Origin of the sequence: Streptomyces sp. MUM 2J (assembly GCF_022414535.1) — a bacterium.
Lineage (GTDB): Bacteria > Actinomycetota > Actinomycetes > Streptomycetales > Streptomycetaceae > Streptomyces.
Genome location: NZ_JADWYM010000048.1, coordinates 1 through 13,489, shown reverse-complemented (window position 1 = coordinate 13,489; position 13,489 = coordinate 1). Strand labels below are relative to the sequence as shown.

At 74.7% G+C, this 13,489-nt stretch carries 7 protein-coding genes; all 7 read right to left on the bottom strand.

Annotated features, from left to right (window positions below; translation table 11 throughout):
• Window positions 1-77: 77 nt before the first annotated feature.
• Window positions 78-2,297: a bifunctional glycosyltransferase/CDP-glycerol:glycerophosphate glycerophosphotransferase gene (locus I3F54_RS27775; protein ID WP_240121668.1), complete on the bottom strand. Its 2,220-nt coding sequence runs from the start codon at window positions 2,295-2,297 to the stop codon at window positions 78-80.
• A 1-nt stretch (window position 2,298) separates the two neighbouring features.
• Window positions 2,299-4,503: a bifunctional glycosyltransferase family 2 protein/CDP-glycerol:glycerophosphate glycerophosphotransferase gene (locus I3F54_RS27770; protein ID WP_240121667.1), complete on the bottom strand. Its 2,205-nt coding sequence runs from the start codon at window positions 4,501-4,503 to the stop codon at window positions 2,299-2,301.
• A 161-nt stretch (window positions 4,504-4,664) separates the two neighbouring features.
• Window positions 4,665-6,944 carry a bifunctional glycosyltransferase family 2 protein/CDP-glycerol:glycerophosphate glycerophosphotransferase gene (locus I3F54_RS27765; RefSeq protein WP_240121666.1) on the bottom strand — a complete coding sequence of 760 codons (2,280 nt, stop codon included), beginning with the start codon at window positions 6,942-6,944 and terminating at the stop codon, window positions 4,665-4,667.
• 181 nt (window positions 6,945-7,125) lie between these two features.
• The gene (locus tag I3F54_RS27760) at window positions 7,126-8,040 is read right to left on the bottom strand and encodes a carbohydrate ABC transporter permease (RefSeq protein ID WP_240121665.1); all 915 of its coding nucleotides are present in this window, start codon (window positions 8,038-8,040) and stop codon (window positions 7,126-7,128) included.
• Window positions 8,037-9,320 carry a carbohydrate ABC transporter permease gene (locus tag I3F54_RS27755; protein WP_240121664.1) on the bottom strand — a complete coding sequence of 428 codons (1,284 nt, stop codon included), beginning with the start codon at window positions 9,318-9,320 and terminating at the stop codon, window positions 8,037-8,039. Before I3F54_RS27755 ends, I3F54_RS27760 begins: the two co-directional genes overlap by 4 nt.
• 76 nt (window positions 9,321-9,396) lie before the next feature.
• Window positions 9,397-10,785 (bottom strand): ABC transporter substrate-binding protein, encoded by a 1,389-nt coding sequence (locus I3F54_RS27750; RefSeq protein WP_240121663.1) that lies wholly within the window; start codon window positions 10,783-10,785, stop codon window positions 9,397-9,399.
• A 348-nt stretch (window positions 10,786-11,133) separates the two neighbouring features.
• Window positions 11,134-13,489, bottom strand: a 2,356-nt coding sequence (locus I3F54_RS27745; RefSeq protein ID WP_275676930.1) for an FtsK/SpoIIIE domain-containing protein, incomplete at its 5' end; no start/stop codon positions are given.

The window sequence follows — 13,489 nt, the reverse complement described above, 5'->3', positions numbered from 1 at the left end:
GCGCCGGCCCGGTGCCGTGACCGGGCCGGCGCCCCGGCGCGGCATCCGCCCCGGGCACGGCACCAGGGCGCGGCGCCTCACGAGGAGGCGAGCAGATCCCTGCCGGCGGCCTGACCCGGCAGCCTGACCTGCGGCTCGCGGGCGGGCATCGACTCGCCCAGCATCAGGGTCCGCACCACCCGCTCGGCGGCGCGCCCGTCGTCGAACTCGCAGAACCGTTCCCGGAAGGCGGCCCGAAGCCGCGCCGACTCCTCGTCCCGCCAGGCCCCCGAGGCGAACAGCCACGCCAGTTCCCGGTAGGACCGCGAGACATGGCCCGGCGGCTCGGCGGTGATGTCGAGGTAGGCGCCACGGCTGGCCGTGTACGTCTCCCAGTCGTCGGCGTGCACGACGATCGGCCGGTCGAGGTTGGCGTAGTCGAACATCAGGGCCGAGTAGTCGGTGACCAGGACGTCGGCGGCGAGCATCACCTCCTCGGCGTGCGGCTCGTCCGTCGCGTCCACCAGCACCCCGCGCCGGTGCAGCTCGGCCAGCCCCGCTCCCCGCGCCGGCCCGGTGGCCAGGGACGGGTGCAGCCGCACGACCAGGGTGTGGCCCTCCCCGAGGTCCTGGGCGAACCGGGCCAGGTCGATCCGGTCGACGTGCCCCCCGCGCCGGTACTCGCGGCGGGTCGGGGCGTACAGCACGACCGTGTGCCCGTCCGGGACGCCCAGCCGCTCACGGATCTCCCGGCCCGCGTCCCGCCCGGCGCCGACCAGCACGTCGTTGCGCGGGCTGCCGGTGCGGGCGGAGGCGAAGTGGCAGGGGTAGGCCCGCTCCCACACCAGCTCGGAGTGGCGGTTGGCGACCAGGCTGTGGTCCCACCGGTCGGCGCGGCGCAACATCTGCGGCACGTCCACGCCGAGCCGGGCGCCGGGTCTGTCGAGCAGATCGGCCGCCATGTACTTCAGCGGCGTGCCCTGGTGGGTGTGGACGTGGACGCTGCCGGGCCGCTTGTCCAGGCCCCCGGGCCAGTTCACGTTGTTGACGAAGAACGTGGCGCGGGCGGTGATCTCCCGGTACCGCAGCGAGTCGAGCAGCACGTACTCCACGTCGTCGGGCAACTGCGCGGCCGTCTCCGCGTCGCGCACCACCCACACCCCCCGCAGATGCGGGGCGATCTCCCGGGCCTTGCGGTAGACGGCCGCGGGATCGCCGAGCATGCCGCGGTGCGAGAACGCCGAGTACACGGCGAGGCACGGGTCCAGCGGGCGGCGGGCGTGCAGCGACGTCCAGCCCCGTTTGACCCGGCGGGCCGCCACACGCCTGACGGCCAGCGCACGCCGCCCCAGCCCCCGCCCGGCCCGCTCCGCCTGCCGCTGCACCAGGTACGCGGCATACCCGCCCTGAAGTACCTTCAGTCCCGCCGGGATCTCGGCCCCCTCGGGCCGGTGCGCGCGGAACATCCGCGCCGTGCGCCGGAAGAACTCGGCCCTGTCCGCGGGCGGCAGCCGGTCCGGCTTGGCGAGGATGTCCAGGCAGTGCTCGCCCATCTTGCGGTGCAGGTACGGCCGCCAGGACGCCAGGCCGGGGCGGGAGCCGACGAACGCGAACACCCGCTCGTACTGGTCGTGGACGTCGAAGTGCTTGCGGCTGGTGGTGGACAGGATGTTGCCCTGGCGGCGCTGCCGGTAGTGCAGGCAGATCCGGTCCAGCGTGACGATCCGTTCGGCGCTGAGCATCACCGGGAACGTCCACGGGGTGTCCTCGTAGTAGCCCGGCGGGAACTCGAAGCCGTTCGCGTCGACGAAGTCGCGGCGGTAGACCTTGTTCCACACCACCATCAGCAGGTCGAGGATCTCCGGCCGCTCGGCCGCGGTGAAGGCCGCGTCCCCTGCCTCCGCGAGCACCCGGGCCAGGGCGTTGCGGCGGGTGCCGCCCCACCAGTAGGTGCGGGCGTAGTCGAAGACCAGTACGTCCGGGTCGTCGGCCTCGGCCAGCCGGTCGGCCATCGCGCGCAGCGCCCCCGGCGTCAGGGTGTCGTCGCTGTCGAGGAAGAACACGTAGTCGCCGGTGGCGTACGGCATGCCCGCGTTGCGGGCGCGACCCAGGCCCACGTTCTCCGGCAGGTGCAGCGCCCTGACCCGCGTGTCGCGCGCGGCGTACTCGTCGAGGATCGCGCCGCAGCCGTCGGGCGAGCAGTCGTCGACCGCGATCACCTCCAGGTCGCGGTAGGACTGCTCCAGGACCGAGTCGAGGCACTCACGCAGGAAGCCCTGGACCTTGAAACAGGGCACGATGATGCTGAAGCGGGGCATGTCAACTCCTGACCAGGGTCGTCGCGGCGGGGGCGGGAACGCGCTCGGCGAGCGGCCGGACCGGCGGGATCGACTCCGCCGGCTCGCCGAGCAGGACCCGGCGTACGACCCGCTCGGCGGCGCGCCCGTCGTCGAACTCGCAGAACCGCTCCCGGAAGGCGGCCCGCTGCCGTGCCGAGCGGGCCCCGCAGTGCTCGCCCTCCCGGAAGATCCGCGCCAGCTCCTGCGGGGTGCGCGCCACCGGCCCCGGCGGGGTCCGCAGCAGGTCGAAGTAGACGCCCCGGGTCTCCCGGTACACCTCCCAGTCGTCGGCGTACACGACGATCGGGCGGTCCAGGTTGGCGTAGTCGAACATGATCGACGAGTAGTCGGTGACCAGGGCGTCCGCGGCCAGGCACACGTCCTCCGAGGAGCGGTGCGCGGTCACGTCGACGACCCGGCCCGAGGCGGCGGCCCGGCCCCGGTCGTAGAAGTAGTGGGCGCGCAGCAGTACGACCACGTCCTCGCCGGCCGCGGCGCAGAACGCCTCCAGGTCCAGGCCGGCGTCGAAGCCGGTCCGCCAGTCCCGGTGCGTGGGCGCGTACAGCACCGCCGTGCTGCCCTCCGGCACGCCGAGCTCCCGGCGCACGCGGGCCACGTCGTCCGCGGTCGCCGTGTAGTACACGTCGTTGCGCGGATAGCCGTACTCCAGATGCTCGTAGGAGCCGGGGAAGGCGCGCTCCCACATCTGCGTGGAGTGCCGGTTGGCGGAGAGGTTGAAGTCCCAGCGGTCGACCCGGCCCAGCAGCCTGGTGAAGCTGCCGCCGGCCGCCGCCACCACCGGGTACGTCGACTGGTCGACGCCCATCTTCTTCAGCGGCGTGCCGTGCTGCGTCTGCAGGTGCACGCTGCCCGGCCGTTTGACGACGCCCTCGGCGAAGTTGGCGTTGTTGATCAGGTACTTGGCGCGGGCCAGCACCTCCCAGGAGCGGTGGCTGCCGAGCAGCGCGTGGTCGACGCCCTCCGGCACGGTGTGCGCCTGGTCGGGCTCGACGAGGAACACCGACCGGATGTGCGGGGCCAGTTCGCGGGCCTTGGCGTGGATCGCGGCCGGATTGCAGGCGTACCCCCGGCCCCAGTAGGCGCAGTACACCGCGAGGCCGGGATCGATACGGCGGCGCAGGAACCACCGGTAGCGCAGGCGGGTGCGCAGCCCCCGGGGGCGCGGCAGGCGGCCCGCGGCCTGCGCGGCCCACCGGTTGGCGGCGCGCAGCGCCCGGAACGCCGTGCAGGTGCCCGCCGCCAGCAGCCGGTGCTGGACGCCGAGGCTGCCGCCCGGCCTGCGGAACCCGGCGGGGCGGTGGCGGCGGTAGAGCCGGCTCGCCCGGCGGAAGAAGGCGCGGCGCCGCCCGGGCAGCCGGCCCGGCTGCGCCGCCGTCCGCAGCACGGCCGCGAAGAGCTGCTCGAACAGGGGAGCCGTCCGCTCGGGGGGCAGGCCGAGTTCCGCCGCCGTGCCGAGGACGAGCCCGACCTGGTCGAGAAGGTCGAAGTGGTGCTCGCCGGGCAGGTTGAGCCGGCTGCCCTGCCGCCGCCGCATATGCCGTACGACGACCGTGCGCGCCACCGCCATCCGCGTCGCGTGCAGGGCGACCAGGCCACCGAACCCGACGTCGGTGAAGTGGCCGGCGGGGAAGGCGAGCCGCCGCTCGGTCAGGAAGGTCCGGCGGTAGGCCGCGCTCCACGCCGGGAGCTCCACCCCGGTCAGCCGCGGTGCCCGCTCCGGGGCGAAGGCGCCGTCCGGGGCCCTGGCCAGCAGCGGTGCGGCCGGGTTGACCGGCTCACCCTCCCACCAGGGCATCCGCTCGTGCTCGAAGTACAGCACGTCGACGTCGCCGGTCGCGGCGAGGCGGGCGTCCAGCGCGTCCAGCGCGCCCGGCGCCAGCACGTCGTCACCGTCGAGGAACAGCACGTACGCGCCGGTCGCCGCCCGCATCCCGGTGGTGCGCGCCCCGGCCAGCGAGGCCGACGGCGGCGAGTGCACCGGTGCCACGCGCGAGTCCCGCTCGACGTAGCCGGCGGCCACGTCGGCGGCCGGTGCGTCGGGGGCGTCGCAGACCGGGATCAGCTCGAAGTCGCCGAAGGACTGGGCGAGGACGGAGTCCAGCGCCTGGGACAGCCGGCCCGCCACCCCATGGGACGGGACGATGATGCTGAAGCGGGGTTGCATGCTTCTCTTCCTGTTGTCGTCCTGGTGCTCAGGCCGTGGCGCGCGGTTCCCGGACCGCGCGAGGACGGCCCGGTCGTCCGGCGGGTCGCCCGGTGGGCGGCCCGCTCGGCCTGGGCCGCGACGGACTGGGGGACTGGGAACTCCCGTAGGGGAAACGGCTGTCAGTGGCTCTCGGTGACGGTCGGGGAGCCGGCGGGTTGCGGGACGGTGGCCAGCGGGGAACGTACGAGCGAGGACGCCGCCGACGGCACCGGACGCCGCTCCCCGGGCGGGACGACGGGCAGCGGCTCCGTCTGGCCCAGCACCACGCGGCGTACGACCCGCTCGGCGGCCCGCCCGTCGTCCCACGGGCAGAACCGCTCCCGGAACCGGGCTCGCAGCTGCGCCGAGCGTGAGCCGCGCCAGTGGCCGGTGGCGAAGATGTCGATCAGTTCGTCCTCGCTGCGCGCCACCGCGCCGGGCGGGAACGACCGGAGGCCGAAGTAGACGCCCCGGGTCTCCCGGTACACCTCCCAGTCGTCGGCGTACACGACGATCGGGCGGTCCAGGTTGGCGTAGTCGAACATGATCGACGAGTAGTCGGTGACCAGGGCGTCCGAGGCGAGGCACAGCTCCTCCACGCCCGGGTGGCCGGAGACGTCGATGATCCGTTCGGCCGCCGGGGCGAGCGGGCCGCCCTGCCGGTGGTGGGCGCGGGCCAGTACCACGAAGCGGGGCCCGAGGCTGTGCACGAGGCGCTCCAGGTCCAGGTGCGGGCGCTGGGTGCGGCGGTAGTCGCGGTACGTGGGCGCGTAAAGGATCGCCACCGAGCCCTCGGGGACGCCGAGGCAGGCCCGCAGGCGGGCCACGTCCTGGGCGGTGGCCGTCTGGAAGGCGTCGTTGCGCGGCTGGCCGTACTCCAGCGTGGTGTACCGGCCCGGATGGACGCGTTCCCAGGTGAGCGTGGCGTGCCGGTTGGCGGACAGCACGTAGTCCCAGGTGCCGACGCGGGCGAGCAACTCGTCGACGCCGGTGCCGCCGGCCGCGGCCGGACGCTCCAGCAGGTCGAGCCCCATGTGCTTGAGCGGGGTGCCCTGCTGGGTCTGCACCACCACCTGGCCGCGCCGCTTGACCAGCCGGCGGTCCGGGCCCGTGTTGTCGGCCGGGTCCGCGTTGTGGACCAGATAGGCGGAGCGGGCCAGCGCCGTCCAGTAGGCGGCGGTACCGGGGGTGAGGCGGCGCGGACCCGGCGGCACGGTGTGGTGGTGCGCGGGGTCCGCGACCACCGCCGTGCGGATGTGCGGGGCGAACGTGCGGAACGCCCGTTCCAGCGCGCCCGGGTTGCAGCCGTACCCGCGGCCCCCGTGCGCGGCGAAGACGGCCAGGTCGGCGCGGAGCGGCAGGCGCAGCTGGACGCGGTAGTGCAGGCGGAGCAGTCCGGCCCGCACGGTGCGGGCGGTCCTGGTGGCGGCCTTGCCGAGGCGGGCGTGCACGGCCGTGCCCAGGCGCAGCAGCCGGAAGGTGCGGTGCAGCCCGAACCGGACCAGGGTGTGGCGCAGCCGGGACGCGAGCGGGACCGGGGTGCCCGGGGTGCGGTGGCGGCGGTAGTGGGCGCGGGCCAGGAGCAGGAACTCGGCATGGGTGCCGCGCGGCAGGCGGCCGGGCCCGGTGAAGAGGGCCGAGACGTGGTCCACCATGCGGCGGAACAGCACCGGCCGCCACACCGCCAGTTCCGGGCGCTGCCCGATGAACGCGAAGACCCGGTCGTACTGCGCGAAGACGTCGAAGTCGCCCCGGCCGAGCGGACCGGGGGCGCTGCCCGGCCGGTGCCGGCGGTGGTGCACGCACACCCGGTCCAGGGTGGCGATCGACTCGGCTGCCATCAGCAGCGGACAGGTCCAGGCGGTCTCCGCGTGGCGGCCGGCCGGGAAGGAGAGCCCCTCCCGCTCGGCGAACTCCCGTCGGCAGACCGTGTCCCGGGCGGCCCCCGGCCCGCGCAGCAGCCCCGGCCGGTCCTCCAGCCGGAACGGGGCCGGGCCCTGCTCGGTCAGCCGGAGCGGGGCCGTCCCGGACTCCACCCGGCCGTCCCGGCGCACCCACTCCGAGCCGTGGACGAGCACGTCGGGGTCGCCGGTCTCCTTCAGGCGGTCCGCGATCGCGCGCAGCGCGTGTGGGGTGAGCGTGTCGTCCGCGTCCAGGAAGAGCAGGTAGTCGCCGCCCGCCCGGGCCGCCCCCGCGGTGCGGGCCCCGCCCGGGCCGGCACGCTCCGGCAGGTGCACGGCCTTCACCCGCGGGTCCCGGGCCGCGCACTCGTCGATGAGCGCGCCGCACGCGTCCGGCGAGCCGTCGTCGACCGCGATCACCTCGATGTCGTCGTACGACTGCGACAGCACCGATTCCAGGCACCCGGGAAGGTACGCCTGGGCCTGGTGGGCGGGGACGATGACACTGAACCTGGGCAACGGGACATCCATGGGTCGGCGCGGGCGGTCGGCCCCGCCGTCACGGCGCGGCCGTGCCCGGCAACGGCGGCCGGAACGACTTGGTTACGGGCCCTGCGGCATCCGGGGGACCGCGCCGCAGCGGTGCGGGGGCGGACCGGTGTCCGGCCGCCCCCGCACTCGATCTCCCGTATGTGCGCGGCTACTTGACGGCGCCAGCCATCACGCCGGACACGAACTGCCGCTGGAACGCGAAGAACACGACCAGCGGGATCACCATCGAGATGAACGCGCCGGGCGCGAGGACGTCGACGTTGTTGCCGAACTGCCGTACCTGCGTCTGCAGGGCGACCGTGATCGGCTGCGTACCCGCCTTGGTGAACACCAGCGCGACCAGCATGTCGTTCCACACCCACAGGAACTGGAAGATGCCGAGCGAGGCGACCGCGGGACCGGCCAGCGGCATCACGACCCGTGCGAACAAACGCAGTTCGCCCGCGCCGTCCAGGCGGGCCGCCTCCAGCAGCTCGCGCGGGATCTCCGCGAAGAAGTTCCGCAGCAGGAACACCGCGAACGGCAGGCCGAAGCCGACATGGAACAGCACGACCCCGGACACCGTGCCGAACAGGCCCAGCGTGCCGAAGAGTTCGGCGATCGGGATCAGGGCCACCTGCACGGGCACCACCAGCAGACCCACCACGATCAGGAACCACCAGTCGCGGCCGGGGAACTCCATCCACGCGAACGCGTAGCCGGCGAGGGAGCCGATGGCCACCACCAGGACCGTCGCCGGGACCGTGATCAGCACCGTGTTGAGGAGCGCGTCGGTGATGTCGGGGTTCTCCAGCAGGTGACGGTAGCTGCCGAAGGTGAGCCGGGACGGTTCGCCGAGCACCGTCCACCAGCCGCTCGCGCTCATGTCCGCGGGCGCGCGCAGCGAGGAGACCAGCAGGCCGACGGTCGGCACCAGCCAGAACAGCGCGACGACGATCAGGACGGCCCGCACCGCCCCGCCGCCGGCCGCCGCGGTCAGCCGCGCGGCGAGGGACCGCCGCGCCCCGGCTGCGGGTGCCGGCTCGGGTGCCGCCCTGCCGAGACGTCCGGCTTCCGCGGTCATCGCCGCACCTCCCGCCTGAGCCGCCGGATGTTGAACCACATCACCGGGATCACGAGGAGGAGCAGGAACACCGCGATGGCGCTCGCGATGCCCGGTTCGTCCTCTGAGAAGCCCTTGCGGTACAGCTCCAGGGCGAGCACGTCGGCGTCGTCCTGGGAGGAACCGGGGGCGATGATGAAGACCAGGTCGAAGATCTTCAGCACGTTGATCATCAGGGTGACGGTCACGACCCCCAGGACCGGAGCCAGCAGCGGCACCGTGATCCGGCGGAACACCTGCCACTCGTTGGCCCCGTCGACCCGCGCCGCCTCCAGCAGGTCGCGCGGGATGCCCGCGAGCCCCGCCGCGATCAGCACCATCGCGAAGCCCGCCCACATCCAGATGTACGACCCGATGATCGCCGGCGTCACCAGGGACGGCCCGAGCCAGTCCAGCCCGTTGTACGGCTCCTTGAAGTTGCTCGCCGGCAGGCGCAGGTGCGCCCCGTCCGCGGCGGACGGCAGCGTGAACGTGCCGTCCGGGGCCGCCGTCGCCGAGGCGACCACCGTGCCGTCCCGGACCGCCTCGATCCGCATGCCGGCATAGCCCAGCTCGCCGGGGTCGACCCCGGCGAGCGTGCCGACACCCCTGCCGCGGGTGAAGTCCTGCCAGGTGGTACCGGTGATCTTCCCCGGCTGTGGAGCCGGCGGGACCGCGTTCTTCGCGCTGCTTGGCATTCGGTCGGGTGCGACGCCCACCAGCGGCAGCACGACCGTCTCCCCGGTGTGCACGGCCGCCCGGGTGACGAAGGCCCCGCCGCCGGCGGGCTGCAGCGGTGAATCGCGGCCCGGGTGCGCCCTGGGGAAGGCGGACGACTCGGCGAACGTGTCGTGCACGCCGACCCACACCGCGTTCGCGACGCCCTTGTCGGGATCCTGGTCGTACACCAGCCGGAAGATGATGCCGGCGGCGAGCATGGAGATCGCCATCGGCATGAAGACGATCAGCTTGAACGCGGTGCCCCAGCGCACCCGTTCGGTCAGTACCGCGAAGACCAGCCCGAGCGCGGTGGCGATCGTCGGGGCGAACACCACCCAGACGACGTTGTTCCGCAGCGCCGTGCGGATGCCGTCGTCGGTGAAGAGCGCCCGGTAGTTGTCGACACCGGCGAAGGAGTCGCCGGACCGGTCGTAGAGGCTGCGCACGACCGAGTACCCGATCGGGTACACCACGAGCGCTCCCAGCAGCACGAGCGCGGGCAGCAGGAAGAGCGCCGCCGCGGTTCTGCGGGTGCCGGTCACGCTCTTGCGCGTACGGGGTGCAGGGGGTGGGGCCGCGGTGTCCGCGGCCCCACCCGCCGCTGCCTGCGCCACGGCGTCAGCTCCCGTAGGCGGCGGCCGCGTCGGCCTCCAGCTTGCGCTGCGCGCCCGCGACATCGGACGGGTTCGCCAGGAAGTCCTGCAGGTCCTTCCACTCGCCCTTGCCCGGTGTGCCGCCGAAGGACTGCGGCGCCTGGTCGGACATGTCGAAGCGGAAGTCGTCGCCCGAGTCGATCAGGGCCTTGGCGATCCGCCGCTGTACCTCGTTCGGGTAGGCGGAGTTCGGCACGTTCCTGTTGGGGGAGAGATAGCCGCCGAGCTTCGCCTGGATCGTCGCCGCGTCGGGCGAGGCCAGGAACTTCACCAGCGCCTGCGCGCCCGGTGAGTCCTTCAGGATCACCGCCGCGTCGCCACCGGTCACCACGGGCGCGGTGTCCCCGGCGGCCGGGAACGGGAACACCTTGGCGTCCGTGCCCACCCGGGCCTTGGTCTGCCCGATGTTCACCTGCACGAAGTCGCCCTCGTACACCATCGCCGACTTCGGCTGGTCGCCGCCGGTGAAGGTCTGCTCCACGGAGTCGGTGAACGACGTCTGCAGGGCGCCCGTGCTGCCGCCCGCCACCCAGCCCTTCTTCCCCCAGACCTGGGCGAGCGCGGTCAGCGCGTCCCGCACGGAGGGGTCCGTCCACTTGATCTCGTGCCGGGCCAACTGGTCGTACTTCTCCGGGCCCGCCTGGGAGAGGTAGACGTTCTCGAACCAGTCCGTCAGCGGCCAGCCGTCGGCGCCCGCCACGGAGAACGGGGTGACACCGGAGTCGTACACCGTCTGCGCGGTCGTCAGCAGTTCCTGCCACGTCGTCGGCTCGCTCGCGCCCGCGTTCTCGAAGACCTTGGCGTTGTACCAGATCAGGGACTTGTTCGCGGCCTTGTAGTAGGCGCCGTACTGCTTGCCGCCGACCTTGCCGATGTCCTGCCAGCCCTGCGAGTAGTTCTTGGCCAGCTCGGAGCGGACGTCGGGGCCGAGCGGCTGGGCCCAGCCCTTGTCCACGGCCTGCTTGATGGCCCCGGGCTGTGGGAGCAGGGCCACGTCCGGCGGTTGACCGCCCGCGATCTTCGAACCGAGGAAGTTGACGATCGGGTCCTGCGCGGGCACGAAGGTCACCTTCGCGCCGGTGCGGGCGGTGAACTCCGCCAGGACCTTCTTGAAGTTCTTCTGCTCGTCGCCCGTCCAGACGGCGGCGACCTCCAGGGTCGTGCCGTCGAGCCGGGGGAGGGTGAGGGAGCCGCCGCCCTGCGTGCCCTTGCCGCCGCTGCCGTCGCTCTTGTCGTCGCCGCCCCCGCAGGCGGTGAGCGAGAGGGCCAGGGCGCCCGCCGCCACGGCTGCGGCGGTCCTCGCGACCCTGCGCCCTGCCCTGCTTGTCCGGTATGTGCTGCTCGTGCTGCGCATGACTGCCCCGTTCTTCGATCTCGTCGAACGTCGAGCGCTGTCCCGTGCGCTCCGGTCTACGCCCGGGCACGGGGGTCGGCAAGAGCGCATACGGTGTCAAGTGGGCGATCGTGACCGCCTCGTGACGAGGCGTCGGGCGCACGGGAACGGCCCCTCCCCGCGGTCGCCGGGGCCGGGGGAGGGGCGGGGACCGCCGTGGAGGTCCGTTGCGCTGGTGCGCCGCCGTCGTGCCCGGTGCGCCGGCACACCAGTGGGCGGGTGCGGTGGGACCGGGGCAGGGTGAGCTGCGGTGGCCGAAGTCCCCACGTCCTGGCTCGGACTGCCGGGTGGCCGGACCCTGGCCGCGCCCTACAGCAGTGACGGCACCCGTGCCGCGGACACCTCGCGTGCCGCCCGCTCCAGAGCGCTGGCGAGCAGGGCGAGGTCGGTGGGGCCGTTGCCGAGTTCCCGGACGGGGCGGCGGGCGGGCGGATCGCCCATCCGGTGCCACTCCAGCGCGACGACCGTCGGGCGCAGCGTCGCCGTACGCGGGATACGGCCCGTCACGCGCCCGGCCTGGAACGGGGTGGCCCGGCCGTCCGCGCCGGTCAGCCGCCCGCGCCCTGGTGCGGGGTCGTCGGGGCCGGAGCCGGGGGCGTCGAGGACGACCCGCAGGGTGGCCCGCCGGGCCGGTTCCGTCTCCGCCGTACGGCCGCCCGGGCCGGTGGCGGCCACCAGGTGCACGCCGAGCCGCTCGCCCTCCCGGGCCACCGCCTCCAGCGCCCGCATCACCGAACCGGCGGCGGGCCGTCCGGGCGAGCCCAGGGCGGGCGCGGCCAGGGCGTCCAGATCGTCCACGACCACCACCAGCCGCGGCAGCGGCGGTGCCGTCTCCGGCTGTCGCCGCGCGGCGGAGGGGCGCAGGCGGAGTGTGGAGGTGGGCGGGGTCTCTATGTCGCCGGAGGCGGCGGCCGGGGTGACGGGCGTGCCACCGGAGGGGGCGGCCGTGGCGGTCGTGGTGCCGGCGGTCCGGGCGGGGGACGCCGTGCGCGAGGTCTCCGGAGCGCGTTGGGCGACGATCCGCCCGGACACCTCGCGGTGCCGGTGCCACTCGGTGAACCCAGAGCGGCCCAGCAGCTCCGCCCGGCGCTTCAGCTCGGCGCTCAGAGCCTGGGCGAACTCCCGCATCCGCACGGGGTCGCTGGCGATGAGGTGGGTGGTCACGTGCGGTACGTCCGTGCACACCCGCAGCCCCTCGCCCGGGTCGCCGACCCGGTCCCGGCCGTCCAGCAGCACGACGGCGAGTCGGTCCGGCCGCTCGGCGGCGGCCAGCGACGCGACCACGGACCGCAGCAGCTCCGTCCGCCCGCTGCCCTGCGGCCCCTCGACCAGCAGGTGCGGGCCGTCGGCGGCCAGGTCGGCACCGACCGGGCCGCGCGGGCCGGCGCCCAGCACGGCGCGGGCCCGGCCGCCGAGCGCGTCGGTGTCGTCGGCCGCGTCCGCCCACCGGGCCATCAGGGACGACGGTGTTGCCCGGGCCAGCCCGAGCTCGTCCAGCAGCCGCGCCGACTGCGGCAGCGGCGCCGCCACCCGCGCGTGCCGCTCGGTGGGGCCGTCGGGCCTCAGGGGTGCCAGGGCGCGGGCGAAGCGCTCCGCCCAGGCCGGTGAGACCGCGTCGACGGTGGCGAGGGTGCCGTTGCCGGCCGGGGCCGGCGCACCGCGGGCGACGCGCAGCAGCCGCAGCGTCGTGGCCACGTCGCCGCTGAGCAGTGCGACGGCACCGCACTCGCCGAAGGTCGGGGACGCCTCGCACGCCGCCCGGTACGTCTCGGCCACGGGGAACGTGGGGGACGCCGGGTCCGTCTCCGCCAGGCACACCACGTGGATCCCGGCGCGCGGGCCGTCGGCCGCCAGCCGCGCCACGGCCTCGTGCAGCCCCGGGCCACCGGGATCGCCGTCCACGACGACCACGGTGTACGGGCCGGGGAAGGCGGCGGCCGCCGGGTCGGCGCCGTAGCCGGCGTGGGCCCAGGACGGGCGACGTGCGGCCGCTGACGACTCGGGGGAGGCCCCGGTGGCCGGGCCGGGGGCGTCCGCCTGCCGGGGGACGGAGGGTACCGCTCCTGTCATGCCCCGCTCGGTGACCTCGGCGAGGCGGTGCAGCAGTTCGTCGGTCCGGGCGGCGGCCTGTTCGCGGTCGTGGGCGAGCAGCAGACGGCAGTCCTGGCCGTGTCCGGGCCGGAGATGGGGAAGCCAGCCGAGCCACGACCACTCGGCGGTGCGCTCCTGCAGGGACCGGGACCGGTCCACGCTGATCAGGACGATCTCCAGGACGTCCGGCGAGTGCAGCGCGGCCAGCTGGGCCACCACCGCGCGGGCCAGCCCGGACAGTCGTGGACGCGGCCCGGCCAGGCCCAGGGCACCCGCCTCGCGCAGCCCGGCGGTCACCGGCACGGCGGGCAGCAGGCCCGAGCCGTCGGGCGCCGTGCGGTCGGTGGTGCCGAGCCGCACCGTCAGGGCCTCCGGGTGTCCCGGCCCGCGTTCCCACAGCCGCGGGCCCGGCCCCAGGGCCGTGAGCAGCAGGGCCGCCGGGTCCGGCCACACCTCCGGTACGCCCGGCGCGGCCGGCCGGAGCGCCACGGGGTCGGTCGGTCCGGCGCCGGGCGGCTGTGGCGCGGACGCCTCCACGGCACCGCGCCCGCCCGCCAGGCGCCGGGCCCACGCC

Coding starts and splice junctions, on each gene's coding strand:
- I3F54_RS27775 (WP_240121668.1), bottom strand. CDS start 2,297: ATGCCCCGCTTCAGCATCATCGTGCCCTGTTTCAAGGTCCAGGGCTTC.
- I3F54_RS27750 (WP_240121663.1), bottom strand. CDS start 10,785: ATGCGCAGCACGAGCAGCACATACCGGACAAGCAGGGCAGGGCGCAGG.
- I3F54_RS27760 (WP_240121665.1), bottom strand. CDS start 8,040: ATGACCGCGGAAGCCGGACGTCTCGGCAGGGCGGCACCCGAGCCGGCA.
- I3F54_RS27770 (WP_240121667.1), bottom strand. CDS start 4,503: ATGCAACCCCGCTTCAGCATCATCGTCCCGTCCCATGGGGTGGCGGGC.